A 21,797-nucleotide genomic window follows, 5' to 3' on the forward strand; every position below is an offset into this window, starting at 1 on the left:
CATATCCTACAATTCTTTTAATCGGTATTGTTTTGATAGAAGTATTCAGTTTCAAAAAACACATTGCCATTAGATGTTTCAGTTGAATATTTTCAATAAATCCAAATCATTATATTGATAATCTACTTGCTAATTGTAATAATTTTTAGAATGAGTCTTAAGTAAACCCGAAGCATAATAAGTATATGAATCGTGCACCATTGAAATTTCATCATCACCGGTATTATAACGCTCATTTAAAATGCGCCCATTTTCATCATAACTTATGATAGAAATATACCCACTAGAATTATTTATATTTTTCTTTTCTAATACCAAATTTTCATTTATATATTCAAAATCGTCATCTGAATTTAAATCTATTTTTTGATAATAGAGCACCATTAATATCTCGCTCATGAAAATATTCTTTTCTAAAGTCGGAATATGTAAAACTACTAATTGAATCAATCAACGTAATTTCTTCGTGATCTGAGTAATCTACGTTAAATATTAATTCATCATTGCCATCTAAATTAATCACTAACGAAGTAAATCGACCATTTTCATTAAAATCTATTTGTACTTGAGTTTTAAATTCATAAAACAATAACTCATAAAACAATCATTCATAAAGTGCAGGATTAGATAAACCATCAAATGAATTTCCAAATTGTGTGATCAAACCATTTCAACTCACTTTAATTTACAATTAAATCAAGATTTTATAATTAACATAGGGTATAAATTGAACATCGAACTATAATTAAAAACTTAATAAAGTACCCTTAACCTTTGGAGAAAACACATGAGTATTAAAAAAATAATAGCAACAAGTGTATTAGCAACAGGTCTTATATTTTCACAATCGGCATTAGCAAAAAAAGTTCACGTAGCCGTGACAGCCATTGTTGAGCATCCCGCATTAGATTCTGTACGCGATGGTGTTAAAGAAGTATTAATGGAAAACGGGTACGACGAATCCAATTTAAAATTCACTTACGAAAGCGCTCAGGGTCAACCTGCTATTGCGGCACAAATTTCTCGTAAACTTATGGGTGAGCAGCCTGATGTGATCGTAGCCATTGCAACACCATCAGCACAGGCAGCAGTTTCAGCGGCACAAGGCAGTGATGTTCCTGTCGTGTTCTCAGCAGTTACCGATCCTATTGGAGCTAAGTTAGTACAAAATATGGAAAAACCTGGCGCGAACGTGACGGGTTTGTCTGACATGGTAAATGTAAGACAGCATTTATTATTGATGAAAGAATTTAATCCAAAACTTAAAAGTATTGGTGTTCCGTATAATCCGGGTGAGTCTAATTCAGTGGCTATTGTTGAAGCGTTAAAAATAGAAGCAAAAGCAATGGGTATTAAAGTGGTTGAATCCGCAGCACCTAAATCAAGTGACGTGATGCTGGCGGCTAAACAGTTAGTAGGCAAAGTAGACGCGATTTATTGCCCAACAGACAACACGATTATTAGTGCATTAGAGTCTGTCGTTAAAGTAGGCATCGACGCACAGATTCCTGTATTTGCAGCAGATACCGATTCAGTAGAGCGCGGTGTGATTGCAGCGGTAGGTTATGACTATTTTGATTTAGGTCGTCAAACAGGCGAGTTGGTTGTTCAAATTTTAAAAGGCGAAAAAGCAGGCAATATTGCAGTGAAAATGGCAGAAGGCACAAGTTTATTTGTAAACCCAGCTATGGCTAAAAAAATGGGTGTCTCCATTCCTGAAGCGGTATTAGAGCGCGCAACAAAAGTGGTTGAATAATGTCACTTTTTGCCTTTATGGGCACCTTGGAGATCGGGCTGATTTATGCTCTGGTGGCCATTGGTGTCTACATCACGTTTCGAATATTAGACTTTCCTGATTTAACCGTAGACGGCAGTTTCACCTTGGGTGCTGCGGTAACCGCAACGGCAATTGTGGGTGGCATCAATCCGTATTTAGCGACTGTCATGGGTACTATTTCTGGTGCAGGCGCCGGTATGGTCACCGCTTGGTTGAACTTGAAATTTAATATACTGCATTTACTTGCCAGTATTTTAACCATGACGGCGTTATATACCATTAACCTTCGAGTAATGGGTAAACCCAATGTGGCGTTGATTATGGAGCCTACCATCCTTACGCCATTTTCAGTATTTGGCCTTGCGAACATGTACATGAATGTCATTGTGTTATTTGTGATTGTCTTGATTATTTCAGCCTTGGTGATCTGGTTTTTAAATACTCAATACGGTTTAGCCATGCGAGCGGTGGGTTCTAATAAAAGAATGGCTCAAGCCAACGGCATTAACATCAAACAAAAAGTGTACGTGGGTTTGGCGTTGTCTAATGGTTTAGTGGCATTAGCAGGCGCGTTGTTTGCACAAACCAATGGCTTTGCGGATTCCACAATGGGCATTGGTGTGATTGTTGTAGGTTTAGCTGCGGTGATTATTGGACAGACATTATTACCAAGCAGGCTAATGTTAATCATTATCGTAAGCTGTGTGGTCGGCTCAATTTTGTATCGCATAGCCGTATCGCTTGCTTTAAATGCAGATATTATTGGACTTAAAAGTTCCGACTTGCAGTTAATAACAGCAGTGCTAGTAAGTGTCGCTTTAATTTTACCAAAACTTAAAAACGACTTTAAAGCCAGGCAGGCAGCAAAAGCAGATTCAGGCGATTCAGATGATTAAATGTCAAAATATACATGTCACGTTTAACCCAGGTTTGGCCACACAAAAAAAAGCGTTACGAGGTATTAATTTAGAAATACCCGACGGTGAATTTATCAGTGTAATTGGCTCAAACGGCGCAGGTAAATCAACGTTGTTAAATTGCATAGCAGGGGATATTTTATCCAATAAAGGAAAGATGTTTTTTGCCGATAAAAACGTCACCAAACTAGTGGCTAACAAACGCACCAAAGATGTCGCCAGAGTATTTCAAGATCCATTAGCTGGAACCTGTGCCGACTTAACGGTAGAAGAGAATCTTGCGCTGGCTTATGGTCGCGGTAAAAGTGGCGGCTTTAGATTAGCCGTTAACAACAAACTGCGTGGTGTGTTTCAAGAGCAACTTGAGCGTTTAGACTTAGGGTTAGAGAATCGTCTTAAAAGTGAAATGGGTTTGTTGTCAGGTGGACAACGACAATCGGTTTCATTATTAATGGCAGCGTTACAACCCAGTAAAATTTTATTGTTAGATGAACACACCGCCGCATTAGATCCTAAAACTGCAGCGTTGATTTTAAAAATAAGCAAAGAAATTATTTCTGAAAAACAACTGACCGCTTTGATGGTGACACACTCAATGAAACAAGCGCTAGAATATGGCACTCGAACATTGATGTTGCATGAAGGTAAGGTTGTGTTTGATATTTCAGGAAAAGATCGCGAAGGTTTAGAAGTGAAAGATTTATTAGCGCTGTTCTCGAAAGTGAAAAACAATGAAGTGCTTGATGATGATAAATTATTGTTAGGCTAATTTTTTATGCCTGTAGGTTTGTATTAAGTCGTCAAAACAAAAATTTAGGTCACTATTTATTGAAGTCGTAATGCAAACTCTTCAGCAGACGCCAAATCCTGAGGGCAATTCAAATAATTCAGAAGTTAGCAAAGCAGCCGAAAAGAAATCTGACTCACTTGTATTTGTGCTGGTCATCATTCTTTCAAGTTTAGCGATGCTACGTCGTCGAAATTTGTAATAGTTAAAACATAAAAAATCCCCGATATACATTCGGGGATTTTTGTTTTAGATGATAAATTCATTTAAACAATAAAATCTCTTCAGACGCGTTATAAAAACCCAGTCATTAATTGCTTAATGAAGTTAAATGTAAATATTAAGGATGCTCAAAAACTAGTGCGGTAATCGTCTGTTTAATTCGCATTCATAATTATTACGCGATTTTAATTCAACAGTAATACAGTTAAGTAAATCGTGAGAAATAATCTGCGTATTATCCAGTGCTGGGCGTAAAATACAGCCAAGTTTGTAACTTGTTAGTGACTGTACGTATTCGGTTAAAGTGTTACGTTTCAATATTTTTCTCTTTTATAATGTAGAACCTCTGAATATTTAATTTTTTCAATGTGGTTCTTTTTTAGTATGCGATATTCGACATTAATTTTTATAAATTAAGAATGCACATTACTTGAGAAGGGTAATCTAGTTGCAGAGTTGTCAGAATAAATTGTAATTGAGTAAGAGAGGCTGACGTTTGGCGAGGGTCACACAGATATAGTATGAGGGTCTAAGCTTTAAACTTTGTTCAATATAAAATGAATGCTATAGACTTTTATATGAGATGTCTATTTTTATTTTAAATTTAGTGAAGTGACATCACATAGCATCACTCTAACCATAAATATTAATTGTACACTTGCCTGCTTGCTTTTAGGTAAAAGGTTTAGCCTTGATAATCCTCTATATAAAATTGAATGTGTGATTTTATCCATGCTCGATAAATATAATCATCTTTGAATTAACTAGCTGTTAAATTGTTGTTTTCTTTTTTGTCCTTTCTCTTTTTTAAAATATGCGATTTTCTAATTTTTAGATGTCTTTGATATTTAACTAACAGCCTGTCCTTGCTTTTTTGCTTGTTTTTTTGTTTTTATACTTGGTTTTATTGCTTTGTTTTTTTATAGCAAAATATTATAACAATGATAAAAGATCTGAGCCCCTTGATTTTATTGAGCTTAAGGTGTTCCTAATCTAGCAATCTAAAAAAATACAAATAGACACCTATATTTAAAAAATCAAACTTGTTATGATGACTGGACTTTTTGAGAGTGGTCATTAAAACTAAGGAGTCCTTAAAAAGTACATTCAATATTTTTAAAAGGGAACATTTTATGTCAGATAATTACGCACTAGATACCGCCGCACGTTTTGGTGATATACCGTTTGTTGAATTTACTAAAGAGTTAGTAACTGGTGTATTCGACTCATTAGTCGAAGCGCATGTATTACAAATTGAAGAGTATTCTGAGTTTATTAATTCGATGACTCAAGATCTTTCAACATACATCAACAACACTCAAGATAATGTTAGTTTTGATCAAATTTCAGATTTTATTTTAAATTATGAATTACCATCAGTAGATGATACGCAGTTAGATAGTATTTTGGATGCACTTGCTGATCCTGCTAATAATGATAGCCAGCCAATTAATCCATCTGCCCCTTCTGCAGCAACAGATACTTGGTGGGGTGGTTTAATAAATGGATTGGCTCCTGCAGTAACTGGTTTGGTGGATAAATTAGATGATCCAAGTGAGCAGCCTCAATTAAATGCGATTGCTAATTATAATGAGGGGGTTTTAAGTACAGTGCCTACTTATAAACAAATTAGTGATGCGATTTCCACATTAATTGTCTCCAATAAATATTCGCTTTTACAAACTATGGCTAAACAAGGAATGATGCGTTTAGTGGTAACCGAAGGTGAAATAGAAACTAAGATGACGTTTTCTACTTGGGAAGATTCAACGACAACAAGAAATACAAAACAAAAACGTCGCCATAAACAAAAACAACGAGAAACAAATTCTGGTGGTATTTTTGGTGCGTTTAAAATGAAGCGCAGTAAAAATCGCCAGCGTACTATCACAGTTAACACTGCAAAATCGTATCAGCGAGATTCTAGTGGAACAAAAGTGGATGTATTTGGTCGAGTGTTAGTAAAATTTAAAACAGATTATGCACCGCTAAATGGCTGATTATTAATCTAAAATTCCACACTTTTTTAATTATATAAATTATCTTAATTTTTAAAATTTATTTAGATATTTAATTGGTGTGGATATATTAATTCTAAAAATTGTATCAATTAGATGAGAAAAGGGACGGTAATGAGTGATTATTCTGAAGTAAGTTTGGGTTTTGCAGAGTTTGTTGGTCAATTATTAAATGAAACATTTGAAGCGACATTAAGTGCGCATCAGCATCAATTGGATCGATATCAGGATATTCGTAAAGCACTTGCATTGCCTTCTGTATTGTTTGTTGAACAGTTTGTCGATCAATCAATTATTGAAAGTAAAGAAATCGAAATAACAGGCGATGTGCTTACAAGACAAATGCCTATAAAAGATGAGTATGTCGATTATATTTTAGAGTTAACAGAGGATTATGAAGAACAAACTGTTGTGTATAATGGCAAATTAACTAATTACGGATTTGATGCATTAACTGAAGTGATTTTAGAAATGGTAAGTGATGAAGCAAAATCAGGTTTGCAGTTATTATTACGACAGGGTGAACAAGCAAGATTAGTTGTAGATTCAGGTGAAATTACTGCCAAATTAGAATTAACCAATGTATATCAAAAAACAGAAGAAACCAATAATAATCAAATTATTGAAAAAACATTAAAAACAGAAAAACTAATAACCCCTGCTAATCTAGATGGATTATCGACAATCAATAAAAATATAAAAATAAACAATCTGATCGCAAATACACAGATATTACCAATAAAAGAGATTTCGCTTAAAGATAATACTCAGACTATTTTTATTGATAAAGAACAAGTTCAGCAAGTTGGAAATAGCAGTGGACAACTTCCAGTAAGAATAAGTGCCAAGCCAGCGACAACTTCAAGCACTGCAAATATATTAAGCCAAGTTACAATTCGATTTAAGACTGTTTAACATGAGTGGTCTAGCATGAATGATGAGTTTATATCGATTTTAAGAAATGAGATATTGTTGTTACGAACTATATTTTCAGAACAGATAAATCGATTTGAAACATTGGAAGTTGAAATTGAATTGGGGGATGTCAAAATAATTTTTGAATTGGTTTAAATATCACATTGATATTAGTTTTTAGAGTATTTGAATATATTAGATTCATAAATTCTAATTAAGTGTGTATGTCTTTATTTTATTCTTCGCTTACGAATAAATCATTATAAACCGCTGCGATAAAGATATGACCGGCGGTATTTTTTTGCTTGAAGAATAATTTTAATTATTCAGTTTTTTCATATTCTTGTAATAAATATCAAATATATTTTATAGCGTTAATAATTCCATTAACAAAAATCAATGTTTATTATAAAGGGAACAAAATGATTAAACGTAATTGTATTTTAGCTATAGGTCTTGCTCTATCTTCTATTATTGTTCATGCCGAAACTGATGATGGTTATGCATTAAGTACAGCAATCTGGGATGATTCAAATATTAATGTTTGTTGGGAAAATACATCCCACTCAAGCGCACTTCAGCGTTCTTGGATTACCACGGCAATTCAAAACACGTGGGAAAAAGAATCTGATGTGAATTTTATAGGATGGGGACAGTGTAATGCGTCTTCAGATGGAATAAGAATCCAAGTAAATGATTCTGGACCTCATACTAAAGGTCTAGGTAACCAATTAGATGGAACAATTAATGGCATGGTTTTAAATTTTACTTATGCTAATTGGAGTCCGTCTTGTCAAAGTAATATTTAATATTGCTCCGAAGTGATTGCAGTTCATGAATTTGGACATGCATTGGGTTTTGCCCATGAGCAAAATAGAAATGACACACCATCATCATGTATTGAGCCTCAACAAGAGACAAACGGAGACACTTTGATAGGTAGTTGGGATTTAAAGTCTGTTATGAATTATTGTAACCCAGACTGGAATGGCGATGGAGAATTAAGTTCAACAGATATTACAATGGTTCAGCAATTTTATGGATCACCTTATTATGATGTTACTTTGGGTGTCGCAAGTTTTGGCTATAACGCAGGTGGTTGGAGAGTTGAAAATCACCCGCGTATGATGGCAGATGTAAATGGCGATGGTAAAGCGGATGTGGTTGGATTTGCCAACGCTGGTGTGTATGTGTCTTTATCAAACGGCAATGGAACATTTCAAAACCCACAATTGGGTGTCGCAAGTTTTGGCTATAACGCAGGTGGTTGGAGAACTCAGAATCACCCACGTATGATGGCTGATGTAAATGGCGATGGTAAAGCAGATGTGGTTGGATTTGCTAACGCAGGTGTGTATGTGTCTTTATCAAATGGCAATGGGACTTTTCAAAATCCACAATTGGGTGTCGCAAGTTTTGGTTATAACGCAGGTGGTTGGAGAACTCAGAATCATCCACGCATGATGGCTGATGTTAATGGCGATGGTAAAGATGATGTAGTCGGATTTGCCAACGCTGGTGTGTATGTTTCTTTATCCAACGGCAATGGAACTTTTCAACACCCACAATTGGGTGTCGCAAGTTTTGGCTATAATGCAGGTGGCTGGAGAGTTGAAAATCACCCACGCATGATGGCTGATGTAAATGGCGATGGTAAAGCGGATGTGGTTGGATTCGCGAATGCAGGTGTTAATGTGTCTCTATCCAACGGCAATGGAACTTTTCAAAATCCACAATTGGGTGTCGCAAGTTTTGGCTATAACGCAGGTGGTTGGAGAGTTGAAAATCACCCACGCATGATGGCTGATGTAAATGGCGATGGTAACTTGGATGTGGTTGGATTTGCGAATGCAGGTGTTTATGTATCTTTATCAAATGGTAATGGTACATTTGATTCGGCCAAACAAATATCAAATACATTTGGTAATACTGCAGGTGGGTGGAGTGCTCAAAAACATCCTAGGTTTATGGCAGATATCACTGGGGATGGAAAAAGCGAAATTATAGGTTTTGGTAATTCCGGAGTTCACACTGGTATAGATCAATAATAGACATTAAAAAGCACCGAGTTATCGGTGCTTTTTAAAATGGTTATAAATTTAATAATTCAAGAATCCATCATTTTAAATCGAAACAAAACGTACAATTTCTTAAATGGAATTACTTGAGAATCTATTTTTTGAAGTAAAATAAACCATCTACATTAAATATACGATTGCTATATCTACAATTAACATAATGTATTTTATTTGTGTCAAATTTTGCAAGTTAAGCAAATGCATATTGATTTCTATAATAATTCCGTTTTAATATTTACATTTTAGATAAATGGATTTTTATAGGAAATCCCCCTTTATTTATTCAATTAATATTAAATCTACAATAGGAATGAAATTATGGGATTTTTTGACAAGATACGCGGTGAACTGATTGATATTGTACAGTGGACTGATGACAGCCGCGATACAATGGTTTATCGATTTGAACGTTATGAAAACGAAATTAAAATGGGGGCTCAGTTAGTTGTTAGAGAATCTCAAGTTGCTGTTTTCATCAACCAAGGCCAACTGGCCGACGTTTTCCAACCTGGCCATTACACACTTGAAACCCAAAACATGCCAATTTTATCCACCCTAAAAGGTTGGAAGCATGGGTTCCATAGTCCGTTTAAAGCCGAAGTGTATTTCATTAACACACGCACATTTAACAACTTAAAATGGGGGACGAAAAACCCTATTACATTACGTGACCCTGAATTTGGTCCAATTCGAATTCGAGCATTTGGTAGTTATGCAATTAAGGTCACTCACGCAGAACGTTTTATTAAAGAGATTGTGGGCACCGATGGGCATTTCACAACCGATGAAATTACCGATCAATTACGTAATTTAATTATCTCTCGATTCTCAGATATTGTTGGTGAAGCAAAAATTCCAGTGCTAGACATGGCGTCTAACTACGATGAGTTTGGTGACTTTGTAAGAGGCAAGCTGTTTGAAGACTTCAAACATTATGGGATTGATATTCAAAGTATGTTGGTTGAAAACATCTCATTACCTGAAGCGGTTGAACAAGCATTAGATAAACGCACGAGTATGGGAGTGTTAGGTAATCTTAATAATTACACGCAATTTCAAACAGCAAATGCAATTGAAGCTGCGGCCAATAACCCATCAGGTATGGCTTCTGGCGGTATGGAAATGGGAATGGGCTTTGCCATGGCAAACCAAATGGGTCAATCATTAGGCCAGCAACATAACCAGCAAACTCAACAACCTGCTCGCCCACCGACACCACCACCGCTACCGACTCAAACTATGTACCATGTAGCAAGCAACGGTCAGACTTTAGGCCCAATGCCAGTATCAGACATTAAAAATATGGTTTCTCAAGGCACATTTAATCCAGACACTCTAGTTTGGTGTGAGGGTATGGCTAATTGGACTAAAGCTGGCGAAATAACTGAGATTAAATCTCTGTTTGCTGCCGTTCCACCGCCATTACCACCACAATAATTTTTTTAACCACATTAAATAGATAAAACTTAATTGCACTTTAATATCCATTATTAAAGTGTCCTTTTTTAAATGACTTATTATATGGGATGACAATATGTCTTTAGCTCCTTCATTAGAAACACAAAATCAATCTGCAACAGCCGATGATTCTCAAAACGCTCCAATAAATAGCACATTCAAATGTAAACAATGTGCAGCTTCATTATCTTACCGTGCTGGAACTGAAAGTTTGCAATGCCAATATTGCCAATTTGAAAATGCCATCCCTAAAGGCGAAGCAGATATTCAAGAATTTGATTTCCATGAGTTTTTACAAAACAACCAAGAAGAACAAATCCAAGAAGAGCGTTTGGTCATCAAGTGTGATTGTTGTGGTGCTCAATCTACTTCAGAACCTAATGTCACTTCGCAAAATTGTCCGTTTTGCGATACTGAAATTATCTCCAGTGCCAGTTCAGTTAAATTATTAAAACCAGAGTCATTACTTCCATTTAAAGTGGATAAAAATACTGCAATGGAAAATTATAAATCTTGGGTAAGCGGCCTATGGTTTGCACCAAATAAATTAAAACGATCTGCCGCTTTATCAGAAAAACTAAGTGGCATGTATTTACCTCATTGGACCTATGACTGCGACACTTTGAGCTACTTCAGTGCTGAGCGCGGGGATCATTATACTGAAACGGTTCAAAAAACACGTAAAAACGAAGAAGGCGAAACTGAAACATACAACGAAGAAGTTAAAAAAACTCGCTGGAGAACGGTGTACGGTACTAGTTTTGATGAATTTGATGATGTCATGGTTGTCGCTAGTGATTCATTACCAAAACAATACTGTGAAGAACTTGAACCATGGGATTTAGAAAATTTAGTACCTTATCAAGATGATTATTTAAGTGGATATAAAGCAGAAAGCTATAAAGTTAATTTAGAAGATGGTTTTGAACAAGCTAAAAAAATCATGGACAAAAAAATTAACGCAGCAATTAAAAAACAAGTAGGTGGAGACGAACAAAAAATTACCTCAGTTAAAACCCAACACGATAACATCAAATTCAAACATATTTTATTGCCAGTTTGGATGAGTGCTTATCGTTATCAAGATACAGTATATCGCTTTATGATTAATGCTCGAACTGGCGAAGTGCAAGGTGAGCGTCCAACCAGCTGGGTAAAAGTTGGATTTGCAATTGCAACAACTATTGCGGTAATTGCAGGGGCTGCGTTCTTATTCTTGGGTCAAAATGGTGCTGTTTAGACTTTTGGGTCTTTGTTCAAGAAATCGATTATTTTAATGTTGTTTAAATAAAAAATCGAATCGCATAATTATTTAAAAATAAATCCGATGCTCGTTATGACATCGGATTTTTTTATAAAATAATAAAAATACTATCCCCTTATTTTTATATTAAAGCTACGTAATAAATGATCATTTTGGTACTAATAATCAGTGTCGATGATCGTTAATTTAAAACGTATTTAGATATAAAAATAAAGTGTATATTTTCTCTACAACAAAATTAGAATACCTAAAAATGCCAATCTTTATTTATCCTTTTGTATTTGTTATTTTATAAAAAAATTCATGATCAGCTCTGTTTTTATAACATGCTACTTACTTTATCTGTCTTTGAATTCCCTTTGATTGATGTGTCCTTTTTGTTTTCTCAATGTAGTATTTTGTAAAAATACTCATTTTAAACAATACTGAGTTAACATTACTACATTTAAATAAAATATTCAGAATGTAAACTGTTGTTAGTGCTAATTATGCGTCGTAGACTCCGCTCACTTTTAATTTGTGGAGTTGACTATGATCCGTCCGATACTTACCAGTGGTTTGCTTTTAGGGCTAATTGCCTGTGCCGAACCTCAAGAAGTTATTAATACAGCACCTACTGCCAATCCTTATCAAACAAACAATATGGTTTTATCCTTAGCGGTTGATGCTCAAACCTCTAGTGAAAACCTGTCTTATTCCTGGGTTTTGCTTAATGACGGCACTTTATTAGGTGACTCGCAAAATTTGGATATCACATCATTTGTGGATCAGTACGAAGGCGAGCAAATTGTTTTGTTAAGCGTATCTGATGGAGTGAATGTTTATTCTCAAAACTTTACTGTGGATTTTGGAGTCACTTCTGATGTCGACAATCCGCCTACTGCAAAATTTAATAGCTCCGTTTTATCGGGGGTTGTACCGCTAAATGTTACATTTGATGCAAGTGGTTCAAGTGATGACAAGCTAATTTCAGAATATAGCTGGTCCATTAATAATGAAGACATACCAGGTAAAAAAATAGATTATCAATTTGACGTGGCTAATAATTATGTAGTCATTTTAACTGTAATGGATTCATCTGGGCAGACTCATAGCGCCGAGCAAATCATATCGGCGACCCAGGTTGGTGTCGATAATTTCCCCGTTGCGCGATACATCGTAAATAATGACAGCCCTACAATTGTAGATGGTCAACCCGTAACTGTTATATTTGATGCAAGCACGTCTTCTGATGATGGAACGATTGCAAGTTACAGTTGGCAAGTTAATAATCAAACCAGCTCTGATTCGAAACCTAGCTTTAACTTTACTGAGCCAGGCACTTTTAATGTCAGTCTAACGGTCACGGATAACATAGGCCAAACCCATAGCGTAAATGACACAATTGTAGTGGGTGAATTAACTAATGTGCCAGAATCCATAAGCATACAGGCCAGTACAACCAGCGCTATTGCGCCAGCAAGTATTACGTTTAGCACGAACGGCTCGTTAATATCTGAGCCAAATCCCGTGTATGTTTGGCGCATCAATAACAATACATTAAACGAGCAATCAAATAGTTTGACTCATGAGTTTACGCAAGCAGGTAACTTTGAGGTTATTGTCTCAACCACTAATCAAAAAAATGAAATCATTAGCAATCAAATCAGTGTGAGTATTACACCGGCCGTTGTTGTGAATATTAAACCAACGGCAGATATTGATGCCGATACCACAAGCGGTGTGGCGCCATTAGCGGTTAATTTTAATGCAAATAACGCAACCGATTCAGACGGCAGCGTTGCTGGTTACAAATGGATAGTAAACGGGGTCACTCAAGGCACCAATAACAGCTTTACCCAAATGTATAACACGCCAGGTACGTACACGGTTAGCTTGGTTGTAACGGATAATGAAGGCTTAGATTCAGATCAAGTCAGCCAAAGCATCACCGTCACGCAAGGCAATAACGCTTTGCCAATTTGCGACATGGCCGACGACACTAATCCCTATTGTAAGGCTGATTTTTCAACGGATGACAATGACGACGGTTGGGGTTGGGAAAACGAAGCGAGTTGTATTTTTGTAGACGGCCCTGCTGATCCAAACCCAGGCAGTTGTGAATTAGAAGTCATTACACCAGGCGCTGGTAACTCATCTAACAGAATCACTTATATGGGACAACCGTTGTATTTGTCTGGTTTTAACATTGCGTGGTTTGGATTTGCAGGTGACGTAGGTAACGGCGTTGACACCAACCAATTGCGCCAAGCCATTGCTGATTTAAAACAAGCAGGCGGCAATACATTACGCTGGTGGATTCATACCGACGGCTCGTTAACGCCAGCTTGGAACAACGGCTTAATATCAGGACCAGGAAATAACTTTATTACTGATATGACAACAGCTTTAGATATTGCTTTAGAAGAAGGCGTGTATATCGTGCCGTCGTTATGGTCATTTGACATGTTAAACGGTAACGCATTTAGAAATCCACCGGTTGATGACAACTACAACTTACTCACTCAAAACAACGTATTGCAATCTTATTTAGATAACGCGTTAGTACCGATGGTGACTCAGTTAAATGATCATCCGGCATTAGTGGCATGGGAGTTATTTAACGAGCCAGAAAACATGACAGAAAGCTGGTTTGCCGATCGAGACACCGTAAATACAAACCAAGCCAATGCGTTAACGCTTGAGCATATTCAAGTTGCCACGGCAAAAATGGCAGCCACCATTCATCAAACTGCAATCGATAACGGCCAAGTTGCCCTTGTGACCACGGGTTCAAAATCCATGGGTAAATACAACTCAGACGTAGCAGGGGGCACAAACCTATATAGCGACGCGGCATTAATGGCGTTAAACAACAACGACCCATTATCGGTGCTTGATTTTTATCAGCCGCATTATTACAACAACGAAGGTAAACAAGGAGACTGGTCGCCGTTTCATCATGACGCGTCTTACTGGAATGTAGATAAACCCATTGTGGTCGGTGAGTTTTATGTGAATGACGGGCTAAAAAATAACAACAGTCAGCCACTAAAAGCACAATACGAAGATTTAAACACTGAAGATATGTGTCTTAAATTAGTAGAAGGCGGATACGCAGGTGGCTGGGCGTGGCAGTGGAATGAATACGCAGCAGAAATTAAATCCTGTTTAAATCCTATTAATATCGATTTAGGGCCTGGCAGTGATGAAATTATGCAATAATTTGGCGCATTCTGATCTGGATAATCTGCCAGCATTCATAATGTTAACCACTTTATAGATTTCTGTTTTGTCCAGTTAATGAATTAAGGTCAGTACTTTGGTGCTGACCTTTTTTTTGACTTTAAATATTTTATCCAATACTCAGATTTGTTTGATAGTAAGACTAAGTGAACTTGACTTTTTATTGCTGTCCTTTTATTACTTCCTTTTTACTACCGTCTACTTATTGTTACCAATGAGAGTAAAGATAGTCAGTTTTAATCCACTTTCTTCAATGTTAAAAATTTAAATTGGTTAGTTGGGCAGTTGGTTAATTAGATAGTTGGTTGGTTCTGTATAAAGTATTTCTAAACTAGGCATTTTTAAAAAAGGCCAGCACCTAAGTGTTGGCCTTACAAGAATCAATATCGATTCTAGTTTTACATGATCGTCATTTTATTTTTCGCTTACTTTTTAAAAATTCCCAAATCACTTCTTCTGCTACGAAATCTTGATTATGAAAACCAAACTGTCCTGAACTTTCAGCCGCTTCAAACGTTGCTCCTTTTATTTCAGGCCAGCCATGTCCTGCACCTATTAATTGAATCTCAGCAAAATCCGCTCCGTTATTTGCCGCCTCATAATCTGTACGAATTGCGTAACTGTTCATGGTATTAAGCGCCCAAGGAATGCTGCCTGTGTATCCATCACCCTCTGAAACTGAATTTTCTAAATAGGTAACATTGGCTGTTGTTGGATTTAAACCCAAAGCATGCACCCATGCTGCTGAAGTTTGTTGTATTAATTCTTTATAATTTAAACCAATGGAATTAAAAATGGGCGCAAGCACAGGGTCTTGAGGTGAATAAATTCTAATCAATGACGTCGCAGCTTGTTCACTTGCTGCACAAGGACCCGATGGAATATTTTTTGGCGCACCATATACCGGTACAACCGATCCCGCTCCTGCAATTAAATCACCACTTTGACTGGCAATATGCTCGGCTAATTCACCACCATTTGATAAACCGATAATATAAATTCGATCCATATCAATTGGTAATGCTTCGCTTTGCATTTGAGAAATAACACGTTTGATGTAATCCACATCATCCACGTTATAAAAATCAGGTCCTGCTCCAGGGTCGCCCACACAACTACGCCAATATCCACCATTTGCCCAATAAGGCGCGTCGCTTTCTAATGGAGCCGGATCATTATTAATGTTGTAAGCATTGCCATAAGCGAGCATAAATTGTTCTTTATCAGCTAAGCGTTCCCAGCGATCTTGCATGCTGAACTCTTTAACTAATTCAGGTGAACTGTTTCCACCATGTAATACAATAACTAACGGGTATTGCGATTGGCGCTCATAAATTTTTTGAGGAATGTATTGTAAAAAGCGACGTAAAATTACTTCGCTTGGATTGTTGACTAAAGGTTGTGCAAAAGTACGTACTTGAACATTTTGTTCATATAATCCGTCCCAAGTCGCATAGGGGGAGCCTTGATAATTACCTACCATTTCAGGACTAGAGAATGCTTGTAAAGCACTTAGGCTTAATCCAATGAAAAGCGAGCTACCTATTACGGTTTTAGATAACCTTTGTTTTATTTGAAATGTCATATTAATACCTTTTTGTAATGAACGCCAAATTGCGTGTTTACAAGGTAATCAATTAAAAAAGTGGATTGTGTATCTCGATTGAAAAAGACATTTTAAATTATTCAATTATTTATATTTTTCAAAAATATGCCTTTAAATCTGTCATTTTCGTTAGAAATAAACAGATTACATACGTTTTACTATAAAATTTATCAATAAATAGTATGTATTCAAATAAAAAGGTATTTAGAAATGAGAGTAACCCACTCAATTAAAAGTGTAATTTTCTTAGTTTTTCTATGTGTGTCACTTAATAATCAAGCTGTGCAAAATAGTTATGCTAGCGAAGTATTGGGCAAAACATTGATTTTTCAAATTGAATCCGTAAAAGGTGCAAACAAAAAAAAGCTTCCATCTAAGGGGGTATATATACAAACCTATGACTCTAATGTTACTTATCAGTTTAAAACCCTTGGTGCAAATATAAATGAATCAGGCATTAATCAATATAAATATGAGATACAAAGCCCAATCATTGCTATTGAAACAACCTTTGATCAAGATTCAAAAGCATTATTTAAAACCAGTTTAAAATTTGATTCAGCAACCAGTGGTAAGTGGGAGCGTGTATATGGCGATTATCAAACAATTATTAGAGGACACTTTGTTGTTGAATCTAAAAACATACTGGCACCAAAATCACAAATTAATCGAACCAATGCATTAACTATTTTAAAGACATTCAGTAATACTTTGCCTCGATCTAATTATCCAGATAAAGGCTCTATTTTTTTACAGATGTACCAGTCAGATGGCACATTTAATGGTACTGCGTTTGGGCCAAGAGCTTTTCAACCAGAGGGAAGTTACTCTGCCACACGCGTTTCAAACAATACTGTCATAGAGCATGCGGTATCGAATATTAAAGAAATTAATTATTCAGCACCCTACACGATGGTTTATTTCTATGACACTGACTATTCCGGAACATGGTATCAAAACTTCAATAATGGACTTATCACATTGTCTGGCACCTTTACTACTTTTGAAAGTAAGTAAGCACTAATTAATTGTGTGGCTAGCTGTTGAATTACGGGATTAATTGAAAGGTAATATTTACATGTCAGAAACAATGAGTGAAATTTTTAAAGCGTGTTTTATTTTTAGTTTTAGTATTGGGTTGTGGACATGTATTAATATTGTTCTACACGCTAAACCCTTAAATGCCATCCATAAAATACTGTTAGTGTATTTGGGAATTTTATTATTCCCACCTTTAAATGCATATGCACAAATACTTAATAAAGAACCCATCGGTTGGCTTACAGCTATTGCATATAATTTAACCTGGTTTTATGGCCCTATTTTATACCTATTGATTTTGTCGGTTTTATTAAAACCTATTCATTATAAAATAGTGATATTTAATTTCTTGCTGCCTTTACTTGTGGTAATAGACAGACAAACAGGCTGGCACATTACAAGTAACTTAGCATTTTTTGTCTACTTACTGATTACACAAACCGCTTTATATTGTGCCTATTGTTTATATTTATTAGTGACAAATAAAAAGTATATTTTTTCAATTATTCAAGGCCACAAAAATTCAACGTATTATTGGTTAATATACCTGTGCTTTGGTTTACTTACTTTAGATATTCTTGATTTTGCAATCATTCATTTATTTTTTAGTGGTCATGTACCTAATATGATCGTTATGGCGGTGTTGGCTAGTTTTATTTCTGTGTATGTGAGTGCAGTTTCATTGCTGTCTTTTTATCAACCGTCTTTTTTACAAAAAAATGAGCTGGAAATAAATAACCAAGATCAGGCTAAAACTGAATTAGATATGTCAGAGCAGGTCACTTTAAGAAATATAGAGCTGTCTTGTGAGGCTGTAACTGAAATTAAACATAAATTAGATAATTTAATAACAGAGCATCAGCCGCATTTAGATCAAGATATCTCGCTTGAAAAACTTGCTGCGTTATTAGGTATAAGCCGCACTCAGATGTCAGAATATTTTAACGTACATCAAGAAACGACATTTTATCAATTTTTAAATGAACTTCGATTTCAAGAATCTTTAAAATTATTAACAAAAGATTTTAAAGCAAACAGCATAGCTGATATTGCGTATCAAGCTGGATTTAATAACAGAAATACGTTTTATAAAGTGTTCAAAACCAACTTAGGAATGACACCAAGTGAATATCGTAAACGGAAATTTAATAAGTAACTTAATCATAATTTTGGGCTGATCCTGAGTAAAACAGTGACTCAGCCGAATGCTGATATACTTATCTCGCTTGGAGTAACTGTTTAAAATCCTATTTAGACAATGCGTTAGTGAACACTTTGATTAGAAAAATTTCAAAGTGTTAATGTCCAAAAATACTCCAGCCTGTTTGCTGCACTAACTTTTCTAAAGCTTGAGTGCCCAGTTTGCTATTTCCAACTTCGTCTAATCCTGGGGACCAAACTGCTATGGATGCTTTGCCTGGAGCTATGGCTAAAATGCCTCCACCGACACCACTTTTTCCTGGGAGGCCCACACGAAATGCAAACTCACCCGAACCGTCATAATGACCGCACATTAACATTAATGAATTGATTCGTCGTGCTCGTTGAGAAGAAACGACACGTTTTTTACTCACTGGATCCATGCCGTCGGCTACTAAAAATAAACCCGCTTTGGCTAGTTGCTGGCAATTCATCGCAATTGAACAATGGTGGAAATAAGTGCCTAATACATGATCAACAGGGTGATTAATATGACCAAATGAAGCCATAAAGTGAGCAAGCGATGCGTTACGATCGCCAGTTTTTAATTCTGACTGCGCGACGGTTTCATCGATACTAATGCTGTCATCTTCGGCCAAAAAACGCACAAAGTTTAAAATTTCAGCAAGGGTTTCTTTTGGTTGATGCCCCATCATTATTGCATCAGCTATGGCAATGGCGCCTGCATTAATAAATGGGTTTCTTGGTTTTCCATTTTCATGCTCAAGCTGAACAATGGAATTAAATGGATCGCCAGAAGGCTCGCGCCCGACTTTATTCCAAACCGCATCGCCTAATTTTCCAAGGGCAATGGTTAAGGTAAACATTTTTGAAATACTTTGAATGGAAAATAACGTGTCACTTAAACCTGCATGAAACACTCGCCCATCAGCCATAGCGACACTAATAGCAAATTGATTAGGATCAATACATGCTAATTGGGGAATATAATTTGCTACTTGTCCACGATCGTCACTTTGGCCAATTGTGGCTACAATTTCATCTAAAATTTCTTGCATATACATTCAAATTTATAAAGTAAAAATAAATAAAGTTAACAGTATGCTTATGGGATGTCACTGAAAAGTAATATTAATTTTATTTTAATTAGTCGGTCTAAGAAAAAATAAATTATCGTTTGAACGTAAGTATATGTCCTTTGAATTTATCTTTTAAATAATCTGTATGTTCAGGCTTTGCATGATTTGAGCTAAATCCAAATTTTATCATTTGTGTGCTGAGTTTACTTTTTCGTCCACGACCAGGATCAACGATGATTACTTCGCAAGTAGGCATTGCGTGTCTTACAATAAATTCAGATAACAAGTTAATGTGTTCGTCTTCATACAACAAATCGCTGCCTATAATTAAATCAAACTTACCCAATGTATCTGTTTGATTTATCCAATCAGTTCGCTCAAAGCAGATGTCATTATCTTCATTTAATGTCGTATTTCTTTGTAAAAATTTCTGAACTTCTGGATGGTAGTCGGTTGCCGTGATGTCTGCGTGTTGATTGTTTAATAGTAAACTAGATAGTGCCATTCCACAGCCCACTTCTAAGATGCGTTTGGAGTTTGTATCATAATCACAAATATAATGGGCAAGTACTAGGCTTGATGGCCATACCACTCCAAACAACGGCCAGGTTGCTGATGAAATACCTAATCGCTGTGCAATGCCTGTGGGGTCTTGAAATTCTTGTTTGTCTCGTAACGTGCAAATATGGATGTCTGTTTTACCAAATTCGATAGTTTGGTAACTGAGTCTTAAATCTGTCATATAGCTGCCTTAAAATGAGGCGCTCGGTCACGTAGGTGCGAAAATGACAAAACGAAGAATTGATAGAGTACAGAACTTCAATATGAAAGCAATGATTTTAATTTATCAATCAATTCTTGGAGTTCTAAAATTATAAATACATTCCATATTACTTTAACGTATAATGAATTTTTAAACGAAGTAGGGTCTAATTATGTCAATTAGAAGTAGAAGATTAAGAAAAAAATTATTTTTAGATGAGTTTGCAGTATTTGGATTTGAATTCTCTTGTGCGCTTTCGTTAGAGGATGAAAATATATTTGACGCAACCATCGATGAATTTTTAGATTTTTTAGATGACAGCGATTTAGAAATGGGTGGCAGTGCAAACCAGGAATCATTTGACGGATTTGTATTTGCTAAAGGTCGTTATGTATCGGTAACCGATAAAGACCTTCAGGCTGTTAAATCGTGGTTTAATTCTCGTAAAATTTTTACAAAGATTGAAATTAGTGAGTTGGTTGATGCTCATGAAGTGTTATAGTTTTTTATAAAAGATAAACCTTAAGATCCCACTCTTGAGGTTTTACTGTGATGAACAGTTACAATAAAATCAATATTTAAATCTAAACAAAAGTCCAAGCCAATATCCTGGTTTTTTTATTTCCCTGAATCATTTCAATTTCTTTCACTTGTTTAGCCCCTAGTTTATTAATCAATTTTATTGTTGGTTTTAGGTTTTCCTTTTTGGATACTAAACTTGTAAACCATTTTATTTGTGTTGAAAACTCTGCGCTTTCTTTAATCATTTTTTTAAGAAATAATTTCTCGCCACCGTTACACCATAATTCGTTTGCTTGACCACCAAAGTTTAATGACTCAATTTCTATATTTAGATTTTTATTCTTTTGTGTACTGGATTTAATTGCGTCTTGTTCTGATTCATGAAAAGGCGGGTTGCAGACACTCACATCAAACTTCTCATCTTGTTTTATGATACCTGCAAAAATTTTGTGTTTATCTGATTGAATACGACATTCAACTTTATTTTTCAAATTTGGATTGTGCCCAATGATGCGTTCAACATTATCTATTGATGGTTGACTGATGTCTGAACCTGTGCACCGCCAATTGTATATTTGGCTGGCAAGTAATGGATAAATGCCATTTGCTCCTGTGCCAATATCTAATAATTTAATATTATCGTTGGGTTGTTTTTCGTTTAATAAGTCAGCGACATAATGAATGTAATCGGCTCTGCCAGGAATAGGCGGGCATAAAGCGCCTTGAGGAATGTCCCAGTTTTTAATTTGATAATAATGATTTAATAGTGCTGCGTTTAATACTTTAACGGCATTAGAATCTGCAAAGTTTATGGACTCATTTTGATATTGGTTGATACTTATAAATTTTGATAAGTCAGGATATGTTGAAATCAAACGTTTAAAATCGTATGGGTCATTATGCAAATTACGAGGGTGAAATTGTTTTGTGGATTTTGACTGACTCATAATAAGCAATTTAATTA

General features: G+C 35.7%; 21 protein-coding genes. 14 read left to right on the forward strand and 7 right to left on the reverse strand.

What is annotated here, in order from left to right:
- Window positions 1-129: 129 nt before the first annotated feature.
- Complete coding sequence (locus TYM08_RS00630; protein WP_422381039.1) at window positions 130-399, reverse strand: hypothetical protein; 270 nt, start codon at window positions 397-399, stop codon at window positions 130-132.
- The gene (locus TYM08_RS00635) at window positions 344-604 is read right to left on the reverse strand and encodes a hypothetical protein (RefSeq protein ID WP_422381040.1); all 261 of its coding nucleotides are present in this window, start codon (window positions 602-604) and stop codon (window positions 344-346) included. Before TYM08_RS00635 ends, TYM08_RS00630 begins: the two co-directional genes overlap by 56 nt.
- A gap of 183 nt (window positions 605-787) precedes the next feature.
- Here TYM08_RS00635 and TYM08_RS00640 point away from each other — a divergent pair, with 183 nt between their 5' ends.
- The 4 genes from TYM08_RS00640 to TYM08_RS00655 all read left to right on the forward strand — a co-directional run bounded on the left by TYM08_RS00640 (window position 788) and on the right by TYM08_RS00655 (window position 3,683).
- The gene (locus TYM08_RS00640) at window positions 788-1,756 is read left to right on the forward strand and encodes an ABC transporter substrate-binding protein (RefSeq protein WP_422381041.1); all 969 of its coding nucleotides are present in this window, start codon (window positions 788-790) and stop codon (window positions 1,754-1,756) included.
- On the forward strand, window positions 1,756-2,673 hold the full coding sequence (locus TYM08_RS00645; RefSeq protein ID WP_422381042.1) for an ABC transporter permease: 918 nt from the start codon (window positions 1,756-1,758) through the stop codon (window positions 2,671-2,673). Before TYM08_RS00640 ends, TYM08_RS00645 begins: the two co-directional genes overlap by 1 nt.
- On the forward strand, window positions 2,666-3,463 hold the full coding sequence (locus TYM08_RS00650; protein ID WP_422381043.1) for an ABC transporter ATP-binding protein: 798 nt from the start codon (window positions 2,666-2,668) through the stop codon (window positions 3,461-3,463). The genes TYM08_RS00645 and TYM08_RS00650 overlap by 8 nt, the downstream gene beginning before the upstream one ends.
- Before the next feature lie 70 nt (window positions 3,464-3,533).
- Window positions 3,534-3,683, forward strand: a complete 150-nt coding sequence (locus TYM08_RS00655; RefSeq protein WP_422381044.1) for a hypothetical protein — start codon at window positions 3,534-3,536, stop codon at window positions 3,681-3,683.
- Window positions 3,684-3,838: 155 nt separating this feature from the next.
- Here the strand turns inward: TYM08_RS00655 and TYM08_RS00660 are convergent, their stop codons facing one another.
- Window positions 3,839-4,021, reverse strand: coding sequence for a hypothetical protein (locus TYM08_RS00660; RefSeq protein ID WP_422381045.1), 183 nt, complete (start codon window positions 4,019-4,021; stop codon window positions 3,839-3,841).
- A gap of 815 nt (window positions 4,022-4,836) precedes the next feature.
- Here TYM08_RS00660 and TYM08_RS00665 point away from each other — a divergent pair.
- From TYM08_RS00665 to TYM08_RS00695, 7 genes are all read left to right on the forward strand, one after another.
- On the forward strand, window positions 4,837-5,703 hold the full coding sequence (locus TYM08_RS00665) for a hypothetical protein (protein ID WP_422381046.1): 867 nt from the start codon (window positions 4,837-4,839) through the stop codon (window positions 5,701-5,703).
- 132 nt (window positions 5,704-5,835) lie between these two features.
- Window positions 5,836-6,636, forward strand: a complete 801-nt coding sequence (locus TYM08_RS00670) for a hypothetical protein (RefSeq protein ID WP_422381047.1) — start codon at window positions 5,836-5,838, stop codon at window positions 6,634-6,636.
- Window positions 6,637-7,058: 422 nt separating this feature from the next.
- The gene (locus TYM08_RS00675) at window positions 7,059-7,445 is read left to right on the forward strand and encodes a hypothetical protein (protein ID WP_422381048.1); all 387 of its coding nucleotides are present in this window, start codon (window positions 7,059-7,061) and stop codon (window positions 7,443-7,445) included.
- 12 nt (window positions 7,446-7,457) lie between these two features.
- The gene (locus TYM08_RS00680) at window positions 7,458-8,684 is read left to right on the forward strand and encodes an FG-GAP-like repeat-containing protein (RefSeq protein ID WP_422381049.1); all 1,227 of its coding nucleotides are present in this window, start codon (window positions 7,458-7,460) and stop codon (window positions 8,682-8,684) included.
- 348 nt (window positions 8,685-9,032) lie between these two features.
- A complete protein-coding gene (locus TYM08_RS00685) occupies window positions 9,033-10,151 on the forward strand; it encodes an SPFH domain-containing protein (protein ID WP_422381050.1) in 1,119 nt (372 codons plus the stop codon).
- A 97-nt stretch (window positions 10,152-10,248) separates the two neighbouring features.
- Entirely contained in the window at window positions 10,249-11,412 is a 1,164-nt protein-coding gene (locus TYM08_RS00690) for a hypothetical protein (RefSeq protein ID WP_422381051.1), read from the forward strand.
- Between the two features lie 555 nt (window positions 11,413-11,967).
- The gene (locus tag TYM08_RS00695) at window positions 11,968-14,640 is read left to right on the forward strand and encodes a PKD domain-containing protein (RefSeq protein ID WP_422381052.1); all 2,673 of its coding nucleotides are present in this window, start codon (window positions 11,968-11,970) and stop codon (window positions 14,638-14,640) included.
- 430 nt (window positions 14,641-15,070) lie between these two features.
- On the opposite strand, the gene TYM08_RS00700 is transcribed toward TYM08_RS00695, so the two are convergent.
- The gene (locus TYM08_RS00700) at window positions 15,071-16,246 is read right to left on the reverse strand and encodes an alpha/beta hydrolase family esterase (RefSeq protein WP_422381053.1); all 1,176 of its coding nucleotides are present in this window, start codon (window positions 16,244-16,246) and stop codon (window positions 15,071-15,073) included.
- Between the two features lie 231 nt (window positions 16,247-16,477).
- On the opposite strand from TYM08_RS00700, the gene TYM08_RS00705 reads away from it, so the two are divergent.
- Both TYM08_RS00705 and TYM08_RS00710 read left to right on the forward strand, forming a co-directional pair.
- Window positions 16,478-17,284 carry a hypothetical protein gene (locus TYM08_RS00705; RefSeq protein WP_422381054.1) on the forward strand — a complete coding sequence of 269 codons (807 nt, stop codon included), beginning with the start codon at window positions 16,478-16,480 and terminating at the stop codon, window positions 17,282-17,284.
- A gap of 61 nt (window positions 17,285-17,345) precedes the next feature.
- A complete protein-coding gene (locus TYM08_RS00710) occupies window positions 17,346-18,464 on the forward strand; it encodes an AraC family transcriptional regulator (RefSeq protein ID WP_422381055.1) in 1,119 nt (372 codons plus the stop codon).
- 142 nt (window positions 18,465-18,606) lie between these two features.
- On the opposite strand, the gene TYM08_RS00715 is transcribed toward TYM08_RS00710, so the two are convergent.
- Both TYM08_RS00715 and TYM08_RS00720 read right to left on the reverse strand, forming a co-directional pair.
- Window positions 18,607-19,527: a glutaminase gene (locus tag TYM08_RS00715; RefSeq protein WP_422381056.1), complete on the reverse strand. Its 921-nt coding sequence runs from the start codon at window positions 19,525-19,527 to the stop codon at window positions 18,607-18,609.
- Window positions 19,528-19,639: 112 nt separating this feature from the next.
- A complete protein-coding gene (locus tag TYM08_RS00720) occupies window positions 19,640-20,290 on the reverse strand; it encodes a class I SAM-dependent methyltransferase (RefSeq protein WP_422381057.1) in 651 nt (216 codons plus the stop codon).
- Window positions 20,291-20,483: 193 nt separating this feature from the next.
- On the opposite strand from TYM08_RS00720, the gene TYM08_RS00725 reads away from it, so the two are divergent.
- The gene (locus TYM08_RS00725) at window positions 20,484-20,813 is read left to right on the forward strand and encodes a 50S ribosome-binding protein YggL (protein ID WP_422381058.1); all 330 of its coding nucleotides are present in this window, start codon (window positions 20,484-20,486) and stop codon (window positions 20,811-20,813) included.
- An 82-nt stretch (window positions 20,814-20,895) separates the two neighbouring features.
- Here TYM08_RS00725 and rlmF read toward each other — a convergent pair whose 3' ends face one another.
- Entirely contained in the window at window positions 20,896-21,780 is an 885-nt protein-coding gene (gene rlmF / locus TYM08_RS00730; protein WP_422381059.1) for a 23S rRNA (adenine(1618)-N(6))-methyltransferase RlmF, read from the reverse strand.
- Between the last annotated feature and the right edge of the window lie 17 nt (window positions 21,781-21,797).

Origin of the sequence: Marinicellulosiphila megalodicopiae, assembly GCF_045862395.1 — a bacterium.
GTDB lineage: Bacteria > Pseudomonadota > Gammaproteobacteria > Pseudomonadales > Natronospirillaceae > Marinicellulosiphila > Marinicellulosiphila megalodicopiae.